We start from the raw sequence: 17,821 nt of genomic DNA, 5'->3' as shown, positions 1-17,821 counted from the left end.
CATATATTTGGGGAGATATATTATGGCAAGTTTTTAATGGCATAGGAAGAGTATTTAGCTCAAATAGTGAGTATTTTACACCGGTAGGTAAATTTGCTTTGACAATTGGTGGAATTTGGGCAGCAACTCGTGCTATTTTTAGAGGCAATATCGGTATTTTTGCCGTGGAGTGGTTTTTTCCATCTTTTTTTATTTTTGTATTTTTATTTGCTCCAAAAGCAAAGGTGTGGCTTAAGGATGAAATATCAATGCAGGCTCCTGTGAAAATTGATAATATTCCAATAGGTGTTGCTTTATTTGCGTCAGTATCATCAAAAATAAGTTATTCCTTATCAGAGACGCTCGAAAAGCATTTACTTCCACCTAATGAAGGGTTATCAAGCAGGAAGAATGGGATTATGTTTGGAGCAAAAGTAATTGGTAAAATTAAAGATATTCAAATAGAGGATCCAGTAACTTTAAGCAATACAAAAGAATTTTTAAGACAATGTTTTATGAAACCTTATATAATTGGTAATATTTTAGGTAAAAAAGCAGAAGCACAAAGAGCAAGTGACATCATTGCTTTTATCGAGCAAAATATGCCCAATAATTTTGGTATTTATTATAAAGATCCAAGTAATTCTGCTATTTCTTTTAAAACCTGCAGGCAGGTAACTCCTCTAATTAAGGCAGCTGTTAATAAAGAATTAAATGATGGCTTGTTGACTCAATTTGCAAATATCATAGGGATTACCTCTGATAGGCAAGAGATATTATCTAGCAGATTACAAACTATGACCTCTGACACTCTAAAATATCTAAAAAAAGAACAAACAGATATTCATCAGTGGATGAGGCAAGCAATGTTACTTAATGCTAATCGTGAAGCTTATGATGACTTGCGAGAAAAATTCTCACTTCCTAGAATATATCCTCAGTTAGTTAGTATGAATGCTACCCGCGGATTATTTCAGCAATCATTTTCCTATCTTATTGCAGGAGAGATGGCAGCAAATATAATGCCTATCTTACAATCAGTATTTTTTGCCTTGGTGATTTGTCTCATTTTTGTAGTATTTCCAATGTCGCTGCTGCCGGGCGGTTATACTATCTTTAAGACCTGGATAACCTTGATTATTTGGGTAACTAGCTGGCCAGTATTTTTTACCGTAATTCATTGTTTAGGGATGATTAGCCTAGCTGGTAAAAGTGCAAATCACCTTACTGGTTTAAATATCTTATCACAGGGGAGTTTTTCAGAAATTCTGTTGCATGAGTTTGCAACGTTTCAGATGCTAGCAGCTTCAGTTCCGATGTTATCCTGGGCAGTATTAAAGGCGTGTGCCCATGCAACAACTACTTTGGCCAATCAATTTTCTCCAGTACCGGTTGCAAGTAATATTGGTGCTAATATTGCTGATAATAACCTTGCTATGGATAATTATAGCATCGGTAATAGAACAATTGCTCAGCAAAATCTTACCCCAACTCTGCAATTGGCAGGAGGGATTATTGATGATGGAGGAATGAGAGTAACCAGTACTGATAACGGTAGACAAGTGCTGACTCAAGCAGTAGACTCACTTGTTAACAATTACCGCTCTTCTAAATTATTACAGGATAGTTATCAATCTCAGTTTATGAGTTCACAAAATTATCTTGACTCACTCAATGATCGATATAGTGATTTAACTACTACAGGAAATTCTATAGCAACTGAAATAGGCAAGAGATTAAGCTATGAAGAGGCAAAATCCATTGGTATTACTGATAGCCAGTATCTAGCCTTGCAGCAGATGAATTCAGACAGCACATCTGCTACTGATCATACAGGTAGTAGTAATAGAAAAGGAACTAGTACTAGCACTACAGGAAGTATTGGTGTGAATACTATGTTTGGTAGTGGAATTATTGGAGTTACATCAACTAATCAACATGAACAAGATAAAGGGCAATCAGTAAATCAACAGCAATCATATAATGAAGCATTATCTAAGATTAAAAGTGCTACTAAAGATGGCAGACTAAGCAGTGCAAATAGTAATACGCAGTCACTTAGCAATAATCTAAATAGTAATTTTTCTGAGCAACAATCTGTAGGGCAAGAAATAGCACAAACTAAACAAAATATCGAGCAATTAAGTTATAATATGAATTATATAGCACAAAACTCTGCTGCTATTGATCGTAATTTAAATGAACCAGTATTAAACGCAATAGTTGCTAAAAATATCCCTGGAGTAAGTAGCAAAGAGCAAGCTGCTACTTGGGCTAATAATCATAGACAAGAAGCAGAGCAAATAGCTTTAGACATAGCTAAAATTAATAATACTATACCGCAAAACTTAAATTCTGAAAGTAATATCAATATTCTAACTAAAGAAAGCTTGAGATCAAGTTTTGATGAAAATAAACAACGATTAAATGATCAAGCTGCTATTAGTAGTATTGATGATAGAAAAAATGATATTTATGATAAAAATGTAAAACAAATGCTAATTAATAATGTAGGTAATAATGAAGTAGAAAAAGTAAAGATTCTTGAGCAGTTATCTGATAAAGTAAAAGATAAGATGGAACAAATTGAAGATGAATTTAATAAAACTCCTGAATCAACAATTGTCAGAACTGGCCAGCAAATAGCGGATAATCTTGGCATTAGTGATAAGGCAATAAAGAAAAGAAACATTAAACTACCAGGCTATAAAAATGAAAATAATTGAGGATAGATTTATGCAAAACATCGAAAAATTAGCATTCATATTTATCTTATCATTAATATTTTTCAGTACTGCTTTTGCAGAAAACTTGATTAATCCTACTAATGCAAAACAACAACAAATCGATCAACAAAGCAAAATTCAGGATCCAAACATTTTAGCAGAAGAATATTTGAATATTGGTAGAGCATTTTATAAATTAGGTAAATATGAAGAAGCAATTAACAATTATAATTTAGCAATTAAATATAAACCTGATTGTGCTAAGTGCTATAACAATAAAGGCATGGTATTAAATGATTTAGGAAAATATGAAGAAGCAATTAATAATTTTGATTTAGCAATTAAATATGATTCTAGTTTTGCAGAGACATATAATAATAAAGGAGTATCGTATAAAAAATTAGGTAAATACCAAGAAGCAATCATGTTATATGATATAGCTCTAAAATATAAGCCATATTTTGCAACAGCTTATAATAATAAAGGTAGTGTGTTAAATGACTTAGAAAAATATCAAGAAGCAATAGAAAATTATGATTTAGCACTTCAATATAATCCACGATATCCAGAAGCATATTATAATAAAGGGATATCTTTAATAAACTTAGGGCAGTATCAGGAAGCAATAGAAAACTGTGATTTAGCGATTAAGTATAAACCTGATTATGCAAACGCTTATTATAATAAAGTGACATCTTTAATGCAGCTAGGAAAGTATCAGGAAGCCATTAAAAATTTTGACTCAGTTATCAAATATCAATGTGACAATGAAGATACATATAATTTAAAAGGGTGTATATTCAGTATATTAGGTAAACAGCAAGAAGCTATTAAAAATTATGACTTAGCTATTAAATATAAACCAAATTTTGCATCGGCATATTGTAACAAAGGTACATCTTTTAGAAAATTAGGTAAATATCAAGATGCAATTAAGAGCTATGATTTAGCTATTAAGTATAAATCTAATTATGCTGAAAGTTACTTAGAAAAAGGTATTGCTTTAGTTAATTTAGGTAAACATAAAGAAGCTAAAGAAAATTTTAACTTAGCTCTTAAATACAAATCTAATCTGATAGAAGAATATGAAGCAATAATTAAAGCTTTAAAGCAATTAGGTAATGATCTGATGGCTAATGAGTTTGAAGAAAAATTAAAGATATTAAAAAATAATTTATAATTTATGCAACCACAAAATCAAAATAATTTTACTCGTGGTTCACAAATTTTTGCTCATCAGATGAGAATGCTTGGGCAAGGCAGTATTAATGCTTTAATAGCCGGGTTAGTATTTACTGTAGTTTGGTTAATGTGGCGTATATATCAGAAATTATCCTTAGTAAGCTTATATTATTTTATTATAGAGAGATATGCGGAGTTAAAACTTGCTATAGGAGAACATTTTTATCCTATAGATCAAATAGGTATTAAATTTTATTATTTAGAGCAAAAAGCTTGGGTTTACCGTAATGCTGAAGAATTTGTTCATAAATTTTGGCATGTTACACCGCATTCGCATAATATCAATCAATTTGGGCAATTCTTATTGCATTCAGCTTGGCAAGAAGGTATTATTACTTTTACTATTGGTCTGTTTACTGCTATAATCTTTTTTATGTATCGAGGTAAAAAAGCTGTTATCCAAGATAAGATTAGGGGAGCAGATTTTGTCGAAGCAAGTATTTTAGCAAAAATGCTTTATAAAAACAAACAAGCTGCTAATATTTGCTTTTCTGGATTACCATTGGTTAAAGATAGTGAGAGAAGACATATTCTTATTACCGGTACTACAGGTAGCGGTAAAACCAATATGATAAATGAGCTATTACCTCAGATTAGAAAAGAGTGTGGTAGAGCAATTATTGTTGATTTAACAGGTAGCTTTACTGATCGATTTTTTGATCCCAAATGTGATAAGATACTTAATCCCTTGCAAGAGAATACTTCAGCATGGCTACCGTGGAATGATTGTCATGACATTTGGGATTATAATGATATAGCCAGTAGTTTTAGCAATTATAATCCCAAATTAGATGATTTTTTTGCTAAAAGTGCTGAGTTAGTATTAGCTGAAGGATTAAGATTATACCAGGATAGTAAAGACATCAAAAAGCTAATAAATACTATTCTTTATGCAAATAATAAAGAATTTGTTAGGATCTTTAAAAACAGTGCAGTGTCTGGTATAATTAGCAGTAGTGCACCTGAGACTTCTTCAGGTATTCAAGCAACTGTTAGTAAAAATATTGAAGCTCTGCAACATTTAAAGCCTGATGGTAGTTTTAGTATTAGAAAGTGGTTTACTGCGGACAAAGGTTGGTTATTTATAACTAGTACTCCTAATCAAAGAGTAATGCTACGACCACTTATTGCTGCATGGATTAGCATAGCGATAAAAGCATTAATGAATAGGAACATCAATAATACTCATAGTAATATGTGGTTTGTGATTGATGAGCTACCAGCTTTACAAAAGATATCTTCACTCCCTATAGCTTTAGCTGAAAGCAGGAAATATGGTGGCTGCGTTGTTGCAGGCATGCAAAACATTCATCAATTAGAGGAAATATATGGTCATGCAGGAGCAGCTTCAATGCTTGATCTATTTGGCAGTAAATTTATTTTTCGAGTAAGTGATCAGCAGACAGCACATAAATCAGCTTTAATGCTTGGTGAGCAAGAAATTATTGAAACTCAAGAAAGTCTCTCATACGGAGCTAACTCCATGCGTGATGGAGTGAATATGAACCACCTAGAAAGAAGAAAATTATTAGTAATGCCATCTGAAATTATGAATCTAGAAGATCTTACCTGTTATGTAAAACTTGCGGGTAACCTCCCAATTACTAAATTACAAATGAATTTACAAACTTGATTTAAATCTAAAAAGATAAAACCATTTTAATGGCATTTTTAAAAGATTTTAATTGTTTGATAGGAAGGGATACCTTATAAAGAAAAATCCTATTATAATGCCCCTTTAAATCGCTCATTTAGTATTACGAGTTTTAGAGGTAAGCTGTGTATAAAAAACTTTTTTGTTATTTCAGAATTTTTTATAAATGATTTTTCAAACAGCAGAGTAAATTTTACAAGAAATATGTTTACTCTAAAGAACTAATAAAAGCTTCATCAAGACCGGTTACACTAGAAATTAAAGCAATATTGCAACCTTGAGCTAACATTTTCTTTGCTACCTCTACTGCTTTATTATATTCCCCTTCAGCTTTTCCTTCAGCTTTTCCAATTTGGATACCTTTAGCTTCACCAACTTGTAAGCCTTCAAGAATACCTAGTTCTTTTCCTTCTTGTTGCCAATGCTCTGCTAAACTTCTCATAAGCCTTGTCCCTATTTCTGGATTTAACTTTGTTGATAATAAATTCTCTAGTTTTATTTTATCAGCTTGCTCTATCTTCGTCAATGTATAATATAATATCATTTCTAGATAATCATAGCCTATCGTTATTTTTGTTAATTCCGGTAATATATCTGATATTTCTTGCCATCTCTTTAATAATTCTCTCTCATGTATATGCTTGAGAAAAAATTCTAATATCCCTGACCATATCCTTTGTTTAAACTCTTCATCAGGAATTTCATGGACATTCACTAACTGGTAATCATTAATCCATAATTCTTTTGCTAATTTGTTATTGGCAAACAAATCCCACAAATTCCTTGCAACATTATATTTCTCCTGACCATTGAAGAATATCATGGGGTATATTAATGGTAAAGTCTTAGCTTTAGGATTTTGTATTAAATATCGCTCACAAATATTAATCATATATTTAAATAGCCTAAAAGCCATAAAATGATCTGCTTTTGATTGATGTTCTACAAGCAAAAATAAATATCCGTCTTGTTTATCAAATTTGCATGAGAATAAAACATCAGAGATAGAATCTTTTAAAGAGCTTTCTACAAAAGTGGTATTTTCCATTGCTAAACTAGGAAAATCTATTAAACTTTTAATATCTGGGGGCAAGTGTGCATTAAAGAACTCATGGGCAACTAGAGGATTCTCGAGAGCCTTACGAAATATCTTATCATGCTTAGCTTTCTTCTTATCCTTATCTGGATCACCCAGCAGGTTTCCTTGTTCACTCATATATTTACATTTTTTAAACTTGATAAATATTTATTACACTATACTCTAAACTCTTATTCCTTGACTAAGCTTGTGCTTAGATACTTGCTTTACCGCACTTTTTATTTCTTTAGCTATTTCTGAGCTTGGACTTACATATTGCATTACTTGTTTATCCCTTCCTATTGCATTTAAGTAATCTTCAGGGACGAGATGACTTTTACCTTGAAAATCATATATTACTATATCAGAAAATTTTTTATCACCAAAATTATAATTAGGATCAAATTTACTTTTCATAATTTGTAAATCCTCTTGTATCTTCTTCTCTATTGCTGCTATGCAAATCTTGTTACTATAAGCAGTACAAGAATCTATACCTTTTTCTCTGTAGAGTTGCATAGCAGTATCGATATTTTCTGCTGTGCCAAACTTGGCTAGAGCTTTTATTTGCTGTTGCTGCAAATTATTTAGTTCGTTATTATCGTTATTTGCAAATTTTGAACATAGTAATTCTATAGATTTAATTTGTGATTTTCTATTATCATTTGTTTTCAATGATGATTTAAGTTCAGCTACATTACTAGCTGCTGTTAATTTTGCTATTTCAGGCTCTAGAAGATTTCTAATAGATTTTGCTCCTTGAGATTTTAACATATCATTAAAATCGCCTTTTTCTGGTGGTCGTATTATTGAGTCGCTCCTTTGCTAATTAATTCTTCTTGAGCCTTAATTACAGTATTAACTGATACTGCTTCTTTACCATCATTATCGGCAGCAATTATTATTCTTTCTCCTTTGATAGGCTCATAGTTCCTGATGTTACTTATACCTAAACTACAAAGAATTTTGCCTTTAATACCAGCTTCTGCAATGCTTAAAGCCGTCTCTACCCCTTCTGCTATAATCGTTACATTACTTGCTGAATTATTACCATCTTTACTGCTTTGTACGTTCTGCTGTTCATTATTTTTACTAATCTCAACAAAAGAACCTCTGATTCTGCCAAAAGAACGTTTATTAACCTCAATATCAGCTTTATTATTTGTGTCTTTATTTAAATAAATAGATTGACCTCCGGTAATATTGCCATCTTTATTTCTGGCAAATGCTATTATTGCAGGATAATATTTCTTACTGCTATTATCCCACATCATATCAGTTCTAAGATCAAAGCTTAGTTGGTATCTTGTTAATACTTCTTTAATTCCACGATGTTCTGATAAATATCTTTTTGCTACATTATTTGGCATGACATATTTTATAGAGTCTGATTTTTCATATAAGCTTATAGCTCTATTAATTTTTACTATTTCAGCCTCTTGCTCTGTTTGAGTTTTAATTTGTTGATTTTTGTTTGCTGCTAAATTTACTGCTAGATATTTACTGTTTGTTGACACACCAACCATATTTTGTAAATATTTCTTAGCTTCTACAAAATCACAATTTCTTTTTCTTTGTACTAAGGTAAATAAATCTCCTCCCTCTCCTTTACTAAAATCATACCATATGCCGGCTTTACTGCCATTTATCTTCATTGCTATTTTACCATCTTTCTCCCAGCGAAGTAACTGGCTATTTGATAAATGCTTATTTGGATTACCAAGTAAGCTTCGTCCTATTTCTTCAGCTTTAAATGATAATTTTTGTTTTAATTCCAGTGCTTTTTGTTTATTAATAGCATTATAATCTATTTTATTCTTTGCCATAATATCCTCTTGTAACTTGACACTTATTGTTGTATCTTGTTTATTACAATTCGTAAGGTTATAAGAAGAGCTTTTTCGCTCTTCTTGGGCTTTATGGCTTGTGGCAAGATTTGTGCTAGTGCTTCTTAGGATCTCTGCTACTTTAGCAGGTTGCTTTAACTTCACTCTTAAGTGATAATAGTTATCATTACTGTGTAATCTATCCTTAATATCTTCTACTACCTCTTTAAACCAATTACCTACTTTATCTATAATATTAGGACTCTTATTTTGATCTTGAATCGCTACTAATTCTTCTAAAGTTTTAAAATTAATGCTAGATAGCCTATTATCTATTTTACTAAGTTGTGATATTAAACTGGCCATATTCCTGGTAGCTTTCCTATTATAGTAAAGTTTTACCTCTTCTATATGTCTAGTCATGGCTACATAAGAATTTCTGCTATTTCCTGCTAGATTATGTAATACATAGACATCTTTAATTGATGCTCCTTGAGCCTTATATACTGTAGATGCATAGCCATGTTTAAAGCTTACTTCTTGAGGATTAAATTCTATTTCTTTCCTACTATCTGTTTTAGCAATAAATTTATCATTACTTACTGAAGTTATCGTTGCAAATTCACCATTTTCTATTTGTAAATCTTTATTTGTACTTTTAAACAAAATACGATCTCCTGCTATATAATCTTCATGCTTTTCAGATGATAGATAACGTCTATATTCTTTACCGGTAAGTAAACCTCTAGCTTTTAGTAACTCCCTGATGCCTTGATTAATACTATCTACTTCAGCATTACGCATGGTAATTATTAAACGCTCATTTAGAGCAAATTTGCTGTTACTCCAATCATTAATTAATCTTGCCATTGATTCTTCTAATGTATGATCAATCTTTAAACCATTATGCTGTTCTAATAACTCCAGGCCACCGGCAATATCTGATCTTGCAAAGCATGAAGCCATTTCTCTTGCCAATACTTTACTTTGTCTTCTAATTCTACTCAACTCATACGAGCCAAACCTACTTGCAAATACAGCAAACATTCCTCCTCGCTCAACGGAAGTGAGTTGTCTCTCATTTCCAGCAAGTATTAAATTACAATTATTACTCCTTGCTACTTTCAGTAATTCTAAATAATCACTATTACCTACCATTCCTGCTTCATCTACTACTAGCAGGCTATTTCTTGGCAGATCAGCTTTGCCATTATATAATTTAAATAAAAATCCTTTTACTGTATAACATTGCCGGTAACCTTTACTTGTAAGCTCTGATGCTGCTTTATGAGTAGGAGCTAGTCCTATAATATTTTGTCCATGATGAGTAGCAATTTTATAAGCCTCAGCAAGTACTTGCGACTTACCGGTGCCAGCTCTACCTTGCAAGATCCTAATCCCTTGATTATTAATTAAAATATGCTGCAGACTTTCTCTTTGTGCTTCATTAACACTTGCAAGATTATCGATAGCACTTTTAAGCTTAATAACATTATTAAAATGAACCTGGCTATTTACCTTATCAGCTATTCTAACTATCCTTAATTCTTCATCCCGTATGTCTATAGTAGTATAGTATTTAGTATCCGTGCCATCTTCATTATATAGTTTTACCAGCCTATCTGAATGTAATACTTCCTTTACCAGTTTTTGCTTTTCTGATTCTTCCGGGATTTCTTTTACTGCTTTTTCCATATCCAATTTAGTAAAAATAGCTTGATGACGAATAATACGGTTTAATACCCCATCTGCTCCTTTAATGATTTCAAGATGTGCTAGCTTACATATTTTATTTTGCTCAGATATTTCATTAATAATACTTCTCATTCTAGTAGGGCCAATATGTTGCTGTGGCATAAAACTTATGGGATCCACACGTTTTTCTAAACCTAACTGAGCAAAATATTTATTGATTACTTCTTTAGCTCTCTCATGAATTATCTGATCTTCTGGGATAATAAATGCTTTGCCCTTAACTTTGGCAAATTTAGGATTTAAATCTACTGCCTTAGCTCCTAAAGCTTTACCATTTTCTGTAAATCTTCTGGTAGTCACAAGCAGATGAGCATGCCAATTCTTTTCTCCATCATGTGGCTGATGAATATCAACCTGAACTCCTAGACCATTTCTTACCCATCCCATCTCTTCGATTATTTTATGGGACTGTTGCGAGATGAGAGGATAGCAGGTATAATTAAAAAAAACAAAAAATATGTTCATATGTCTGAGTATCAAATGATAATGGTAAGTTTAGATGAGTTAATAAGTGTGGATCATCAATATCGTAAATTCAAAAGTTTATTCAATTTTAAAGCAGTTGAAGCTGAGTTATTAGCAGTAGAATGCGAAGCTAACTATAAAGGCTATGGTATAGTGAGGCTGTTTAAATGTTTGCTGCTGCAATTTATGGAAGACTTATCGGATCGGGAATTGGAACGTTATTTAGCTGATAGCACAGCGGCAAAATGGTTTTGTGATTTTGCTCTTACAGAGAAGACGCCTGATTATAGTGTATTTAGTAAAATACGTAAAAAAATAGGCACTAATTTACTATCAAAAATATTTGTAAAATTCCGAGATCAACTACGAGCACAAGGCTATATGGGTGAAGTATTTACCTTTGTAGATGCTTCTCATTTAATCTCAAAAGCTAATCTTTGGGAGGAACGTGATAAACTAAGAACACAAAAATATGATAAATTGAATAATGAGACTCTGCCTAAGGTTGTAAAGGATAAACAAGCTAAAATTGGCTGTAAGGGAGCAAATAAATTTTGGTATGGTTATAAAAAACATGTGAGTGTCGATATTCAATCAGGAATGATCAATAAGGTTGCAGTTACCCCTGCAAATGTTACTGATAGCAAAGGTTTTAAGCATGTTATGCCAAGCTCCGGTGCTACATATGTTGATAAAGGTTATTGTACAATCTCTGCCAAGAATGCAGCAGCTAAAAAGGGGTTCCATCTTTGCTCAATAAAGAAAAATAATATGAAAGATAAGAATTTTGACCTTGATAAATATTATACGAAAATCAGAGCACCTTTTGAGAGGGTATTTTCAAAAGATAATAAACGGGTTAGATATATAGGAATTGCCAAAAATCAATTCTCTGAATTTATGAATGCCATATGTTTTAATTTAAAACGATTAGTGGTTTTAACAACTTTAATAGCTTAGAGAAATTTGTTAATAAAAATCCTAACTCTGTAAACAAATCTCTATTAAATTACTATACTATTGAATAAATTTTATCTCAATATTAAACAGAATTTCTTTTTAAAAATATTTGGACAGAGCTAAATATTTATTTATCTGTTTTCCTCTCATTTTACTATTAAAAATTATCTCGCAACAGTCCCATAATAGGTAAACCTAAAGGTCTAAGTTTACCTTTTCGTTTGGGAATATACACACGCTTGATCGGTTTAACAGATGATAGATTATTATTTGCTAACTTCTCCATTAACAAATTTCTTTCTTTATCTGTATTAACAACTATTTTATCAATACCAGGGCTTCTTCGCCCTCGATTGATTTGGGTAATACTATACTACTATAGACATACGGGATGAAGAATTAAGGATAGTTAGAATAGCTGATAAGGTAAATAGCCAGGTTCATTTTAATAATGTTATTAAGCTTAAAAGTGCTATCGATAATCTTGCAAGTGTTAATGAAGCACAAAGAGAAAGTCTGCAGCATATTTTAATTAATAATCAAGGGATTAGGATCTTGCAAGGTAGAGCTGGCACCGGTAAGTCGCAAGTACTTGCTGAGGCTTATAAAATTGCTACTCATCATGGACAAAATATTATAGGACTAGCTCCTACTCATAAAGCAGCATCGGATGGTAAAGCTGAGCTACCAAGAAATAGCCTGCTAGTAGTAGATGAAGCAGGAATGGTAGGTAATAGTGATTATTTAGAATTACTAAAAGTAGCAAGGAGTAATAATTGCAATCTGATACTGGCTGGAGATGAGAGACAACTCACTTCCGTTGAGCGAGGAGGAATGTTTGCAGTATTAGCTAGTAAATTTGGCTCATATGAATTAAGTAACATTAGAAGACAAAGTAAAGTATGGGCAAGAGAAATGGCCATGCTTTTTGCCAAATCAGATATTACTGGTGGTTTGCAATTACTAGAACAGCATAATGGTTTAAAGGTTGATCATACATTAGAAGAATCAATGGCAAGATTAATTAATGATTGGAGCAACAGCAAATTTGCTCTAAATGAGCGTTTAATAATTACCATGCGTAATGCTGAAGTAGATAGTATTAATCAAGGGATCAGGGAGTTATTAAAAGCTAAAGGCTTGCTTACCGGTAAAGGGTATAGACGCTATCTATCACTTAAGCAGTATGAAGATTATATGGCAGGAGATCGTATTTTGTTTAAGACAACTAACAAAGATTTACAAATAGAAAATGGTGAATTTGCAACAATTACTTCAGTAAGTAACGATAAGTTTGTTGCTAAAACAGATAGTAGGAAAGAAATAGAATTTAATCCTCAAGAAGTAAGCTTTAAACATGGCTATGCATCTACAGTATATAAGGCTCAAGGAGCATCAATTAAAGATGTCTATGTATTACATAATCTAGCAGGAAATAGTAGGAATTCTTATGTTGCAATGACCAGGCATATAGAGGAAGTAAAGCTCTATTATAATAGAAAGGTTACCAGGAATATGGCCAGTTTAATATCACAACTTAGCAAAATAGATAATAGGCTATCTAGTATTAATTTTAAAACTTTAGAAGAATTAGTAGCGATTCAAGATCAAAATAAGAGTCCTAATATTATAGATAAAGTAGGTAATTGGTTTAAAGAGGTAGTAGAAGATATTAAGGATAGATTACACAGTAATGATAACTATTATCACTTAAGAGTGAAGTTAAAGCAACCTGCTAAAGTAGCAGAGATCCTAAGAAGCACTAGCACAAATCTTGCCACAATCCATAAATCCCAAGAAGAGCGAAAAAGCTCTTCTTATAACCTTACGAATTGTAATAAACAAGATACAACAATAAGTGTTAAGTTACAAGAGGATATTATGGCAAAGAATAAAATAGAAATTCTATTAATAAACAAAAAGTAGTAGAATTAAAGCAACGATTATCATTTAAAGCGGAAGAAATAGGTAGAAATTTGCTAGGCAGTCCAAACAAGTATTTATCAAATAGTCAAGTGTTACGTTGGGAGAAAGATGGCAAAATAGTGATGAGGATAGGTGGCAGTAAAGCTGGCAGATGGTATGATTTTAGTAAAGGAGAGGGAGGAGATTTATTTACCTTAGTACAAAGAGAAAAAAATTGTGATTTTGTAGAAGCTAAGAAATATTTACAAGATATGGTTGGTATATCAAACAATAGCAAGTTATTAGAAGATAAGATAAAAGAGCAATTTGACCAAAAAGTTAAGAATCAAGATCAACAAGCGAAATATGCTGAAATATCTAAGATAAAGAGAGCTGAAGAATTATATGAAAAATCAGATTCTATAATCTATATGACGCCAAATAATATAGCAAAAAAATATTTATTAGAACATCGTGGAATTAAAAAAATATTAACAGGATATCAACTAAATAATGATCTTAGAACCAATATGATGCGGGACAGTAATAGCAAACAATATTATCCTGCATTAATTGCTTTTGCTAGAAATAAAGATGGTAATATTACCGGTGGACAATCAATTTATTTAAACAAAGACACAAATAATAAAGCTGATATTGAGGTTAATAAACGTTCATTTGGCAGAATCAGAGGTTCTTTTGTTGAGATTAGTAAAAATAATGAACAGCAGAACATACCAAACAGTAAAGATGGCAACAATTCAGCAAGTAATGTAACGATTATAGCAGAGGGGCTCGAGACCGCTTTAAGTATTAGGGAAGCTGGTATTAAAGGCAAAATTCTTTGTAGTTTAGGTGTAAGTAACATCAGGAACTATGAACCTCTCAAAGGTGAGAGAATAATAATTGCTGCTGATAACGATGGCAAAGAAGCAGTATCAGTTAATACTGTAATTAAGGCTCAAGAAGAATTAATTAGCAAAGGAGCGACTGTATCAATAATACGACCACCGGAAAAAGGTGATTTTAATGATATGTTAAAATCTCAAGGAGCAGAATCTATAGACAAGCTTATAGAGCCTGAAATAGCAAAATTAACAGCAGCAGCTAGCAATGTAGCTGGCCTTAAATCATCATTGAAAGCAAGTGATAATAGCAAATCCCAAATTACATCTATAGAATTATTATTTTCAAAAATGGTAAATAACGATAATAACGGACTAAATAATTTGCAGCAACAGCAAATACAAGCTCTAGCAAAGTTTGGCACAGCAGAGAATATCAATACCGCAATACAAATCTACAGAGAAAAAGGTATAGATTCTTGTATGCTCTATAGTAACAAGATTTGCATAGCAGCAATAGAGCAGAAGATACAAGAAGATTTACAAATTATACAGAATAAATTTGATCCTAATTATAATCTTGGTGATCAAAGATTTTCTGATATAGTAGTATATGATTTTCAAGGTAAAAGTCATCTCGTCCCTGAAGATTACTTAAATGCAATAGGAAGGGATAAACAAGTAATGCAATATGTAAGTCCAAGCTCAGAAATAGCTAAAGAAATAAAAAGTGAAGTGAAGAAAGTATCTGAGGTAAAGTATAATCAAGGAATAAGAGCTTAGAGTGTAGTATAATAATATTTATCAAGTTAAAAAATGTAAATATATGAGTGAACAAGGAAACCTGCTGGGTGATCCAGATAAGGATAAGAAGAAAGCTAAGCATGATAAGATATTTCGTAAGGCACTCGAGAATCCTCTAGTAGCCCATGAATTCTTTAATGTACATTTGCCTAAAGAGATAAAAGCTTTAATAGATTTTCCTAGTTTAGCAATGGAAAATAGCACTTTTGTAGAAAGCTCTTTAAAAGATTCTATCTCTGATGTTTTATTCTCATGCAAATTTGATAAACAAGACGGATACTTATTTTTGCTTGTAGAACATCAATCAAAAGCAGATCATTTTATGGCTTTTAGGCTTTTTAAATATATGATTAATATTTGTGAGCGATATTTAATACAAAATCCTAAAGTTAAGACTTTACCATTAATATACCCGATGATATTTTATAATGGTCAGGAGAAATATAATGTTGCAAGGAATTTGTGGGATTTATTTACCAATAACAAATTAGCAAAAGAATTATGGATTAATGATTACCAGTTAGTGAATGTCCATGAGATTCCTGATGAGGAGTTTAAACAAAGGATATGGTCAGGGATATTAGAATTTTTTCTCAAACATATACATGAGAGGGAATTATTAAAGAGATGGCAAGAAATATCAGATATATTGCCGGAATTAACCAAAATAACGATAGGTTATGATTATCTAGAAATGATACTATATTATACTTTGACAAAGATAGAGCAAGATGATAGAGTAGAGCTAGAGAATTTATTATCAACAAAGTTGAATCCGGAAATAGGAACAAGGCTTATGAGAAGTTTAGCAGAGCATTGGCAACAAGAAGGAAAAGAGCTAGGTATTCTTGAAGGCTTACAAGTTGGTGAAGCTAAAGGTATCCAAATTGGAAAAGCTGAAGGAAAAGCTGAAGGAAAAGCTGAAGGAAAAGCTGAAGGAAAAGCTGAGGAAAGAGTTGAAATAGCAAAAAAAATGCTATCCCAAGGTTGTAATGTTTCTTTAATTTCTAGTGTAACCGGTCTTGATGAAGCTTTTATTAGTTCTTTAGAGTAAACATATTTCTTGTAAAATTTACTCTGCTGTTTGAAAAATCATTTATAAAAATTCTGAAATAACAAAAAAGTTTTTTATACACAGCTTACCTCTAAAACTCGTAATACTAAATGAGCGATTTAAAGGGGCATTATAATAGGATTTCTCTTTATAAGGTAAACATCCCCCTATCAAACAATTGAAATCTTTTAAAAATGCCATTAAAATGGTTTGATATTTTTAGATTTAAATCAAGTTTGTAAATTCATTGGTAATTTAGTAATTGGGAAATTACCCGCAAGTTTTACATAACAGGTAAGATCTGGTAGATTCATGATTTCAGTGTAATAGTTGAGATTAAATCTTATATTTAGTAAAATAAATTAATTATTAAATGGAGATGAAAAATGAACTTAAATCAAAAAATAATAAAGCCAAAAATAGGGTTACTAGAACTAGCTAAGAGTCTTGGTAGCATATAGTCAGCATGTAAAGCGATGGGCTATAGTAGAGATAGTTATTACAGATTTAAAGAACTGTATGAAACTGGTGGCGAAGAGGCATTGTATGAAATTAGTCGAAGAAAGCCAATAATAGCGAATAGAGTTGATCCAGCGATAGAGAAAGCAGTAATGGATATGGCAATAGAATATCCAGCATATGGACAGCTAAGAGTATAAAATGAGCTTAAGAAGAGCGGTATACTTGTATCGCCTGGAGGAGTGAGATCAATTTGGTTACGTAATGATTTAAACAATATCAGTAAAAGGCTTAAAGCATTAGAAGCAAAGATGGCTCAGGATGGTATTGTTCTTACTGAATCTCAATTACAAGTGCTAGAGAAGCGTCGTAATGAAAAAGAAGCTCATGGAGAAATTGAGACGCAGCATCCAGGTTATTTAGGATGTCAGGATACGTATTATGTAGGTAATTTCAAAGGTATAGGTAAGGTTTATTCTCAGGTATTTATTGATAGCTATACTAGGGTAGCTGATGCTAAACTATATACTGATAAAACAGCTTTAACTGCTGCTGATATGCTTAATGACCGCGTGTTACCATGGTACGAGACTCAAGGGATACCAATACTTCGTATTCTTACAGATTGTGGGGCAGAATATAAGGGAAATATAGAGCATCATGCTTTTGAATTATTTCTAAGTATTGAAGGTATAGAGCATACTACTACTAAAGCATATTCTCCTCAAACAAATGGTATGTGTGAGCGTTTTAATAAAACCATGAAACAAGAATTCTTTGATACAGCTATGCGGAAAAAGATTTATACAGATCTTGATGATTTACAATTAGATTTTGATATTTGGTTAGAGCATTTCAATAATGAGCGACCACATTCAGGAAAATATTGTTATGGAAAAACTCCTATGCAAACTTTTAAGGATAGTAAAAAATTAGCTGTTGAAAAGAATAATGAAATCTTGTATCTTGAATACGTCTCTGACAGTCAAAATTTAACTGACAATCAGGTGCAAAATTTATAGTGTCTGTAAGATCAAATCTTGACTTCTACAAGTAATTCGCTTGTACG

Annotated in this window: 7 protein-coding genes and 4 pseudogenes; 7 read left to right on the top strand and 4 right to left on the bottom strand. The window is 31.9% G+C overall.

Going from position 1 to position 17,821, the window contains the following annotated elements; all coding sequences use genetic code 11:
* Positions 1-5 precede the first annotated feature (5 nt).
* Genes C4Q30_RS00315 through C4Q30_RS00305 form a run of 3 tightly spaced genes read left to right on the top strand, consistent with a single transcriptional unit; the run spans position 6 to position 5,580 of the window.
* Positions 6-2,705, top strand: a complete 2,700-nt coding sequence (locus tag C4Q30_RS00315; protein WP_410525777.1) for a conjugal transfer protein TraG N-terminal domain-containing protein — start codon at positions 6-8, stop codon at positions 2,703-2,705.
* Between the two features lie 10 nt (positions 2,706-2,715).
* The gene (locus tag C4Q30_RS00310) at positions 2,716-3,885 is read left to right on the top strand and encodes a tetratricopeptide repeat protein (protein ID WP_103896945.1); all 1,170 of its coding nucleotides are present in this window, start codon (positions 2,716-2,718) and stop codon (positions 3,883-3,885) included.
* 3 nt (positions 3,886-3,888) lie between these two features.
* Entirely contained in the window at positions 3,889-5,580 is a 1,692-nt protein-coding gene (locus tag C4Q30_RS00305; protein ID WP_103896852.1) for a type IV secretion system DNA-binding domain-containing protein, read from the top strand.
* Between the two features lie 229 nt (positions 5,581-5,809).
* On the opposite strand, the gene C4Q30_RS00300 is transcribed toward C4Q30_RS00305, so the two are convergent.
* Together C4Q30_RS00300 and C4Q30_RS00295 are read right to left on the bottom strand one after the other, a co-directional pair.
* Positions 5,810-6,817: an Rpn family recombination-promoting nuclease/putative transposase gene (locus C4Q30_RS00300; RefSeq protein ID WP_103896851.1), complete on the bottom strand. Its 1,008-nt coding sequence runs from the start codon at positions 6,815-6,817 to the stop codon at positions 5,810-5,812.
* Positions 6,818-6,862: 45 nt separating this feature from the next.
* Positions 6,863-10,668: pseudogene (locus C4Q30_RS00295) on the bottom strand (AAA family ATPase); the annotation flags it as partial.
* Between C4Q30_RS00295 and C4Q30_RS00290 the strand changes: the two are divergent.
* Entirely contained in the window at positions 10,669-11,685 is a 1,017-nt protein-coding gene (locus C4Q30_RS00290; protein WP_245207395.1) for a transposase, read from the top strand.
* 157 nt (positions 11,686-11,842) lie between these two features.
* Here C4Q30_RS00290 and C4Q30_RS10140 read toward each other — a convergent pair whose 3' ends face one another.
* On the bottom strand, positions 11,843-11,971 hold the full coding sequence (locus tag C4Q30_RS10140; RefSeq protein ID WP_280641656.1) for a hypothetical protein: 129 nt from the start codon (positions 11,969-11,971) through the stop codon (positions 11,843-11,845).
* 80 nt (positions 11,972-12,051) lie between these two features.
* On the opposite strand from C4Q30_RS10140, the pseudogene C4Q30_RS00280 reads away from it, so the two are divergent.
* A pseudogene (locus C4Q30_RS00280) lies at positions 12,052-15,218 on the top strand (AAA family ATPase); the annotation flags it as partial.
* 43 nt (positions 15,219-15,261) lie between these two features.
* Positions 15,262-16,293, top strand: a complete 1,032-nt coding sequence (locus C4Q30_RS00275; RefSeq protein ID WP_103896850.1) for an Rpn family recombination-promoting nuclease/putative transposase — start codon at positions 15,262-15,264, stop codon at positions 16,291-16,293.
* Between the two features lie 230 nt (positions 16,294-16,523).
* Here the strand turns inward: C4Q30_RS00275 and C4Q30_RS10610 are convergent.
* Positions 16,524-16,616, bottom strand: a pseudogene (locus C4Q30_RS10610) (type IV secretion system DNA-binding domain-containing protein); the annotation flags it as partial.
* A 63-nt stretch (positions 16,617-16,679) separates the two neighbouring features.
* Between C4Q30_RS10610 and C4Q30_RS00265 the strand changes: the two are divergent.
* Positions 16,680-17,774 (top strand): annotated as a pseudogene (locus C4Q30_RS00265) (IS481 family transposase).
* Positions 17,775-17,821 lie beyond the last annotated feature (47 nt).

The sequence above is a fragment of the Rickettsia fournieri genome (assembly GCF_900243065.1).
Lineage (GTDB): Bacteria > Pseudomonadota > Alphaproteobacteria > Rickettsiales > Rickettsiaceae > Rickettsia > Rickettsia rickettsii.
The sequence above is the reverse complement of the archived record's forward strand: the minus strand, read 5'-3'. Positions and strand labels throughout refer to the sequence as shown.

Bases quoted from the DNA above. Each gene is read 5' to 3' on its own strand.
- C4Q30_RS00310 (WP_103896945.1), top strand. From the start codon at position 2,716: ATGCAAAACATCGAAAAATTAGCATTCATATTTATCTTATCATTAATA.
- C4Q30_RS00305 (WP_103896852.1), top strand. From the start codon at position 3,889: ATGCAACCACAAAATCAAAATAATTTTACTCGTGGTTCACAAATTTTT.
- C4Q30_RS00300 (WP_103896851.1), bottom strand. From the start codon at position 6,817: ATGAGTGAACAAGGAAACCTGCTGGGTGATCCAGATAAGGATAAGAAG.
- C4Q30_RS10140 (WP_280641656.1), bottom strand. From the start codon at position 11,971: ATGGAGAAGTTAGCAAATAATAATCTATCATCTGTTAAACCGATCAAG.
- C4Q30_RS00275 (WP_103896850.1), top strand. From the start codon at position 15,262: ATGAGTGAACAAGGAAACCTGCTGGGTGATCCAGATAAGGATAAGAAG.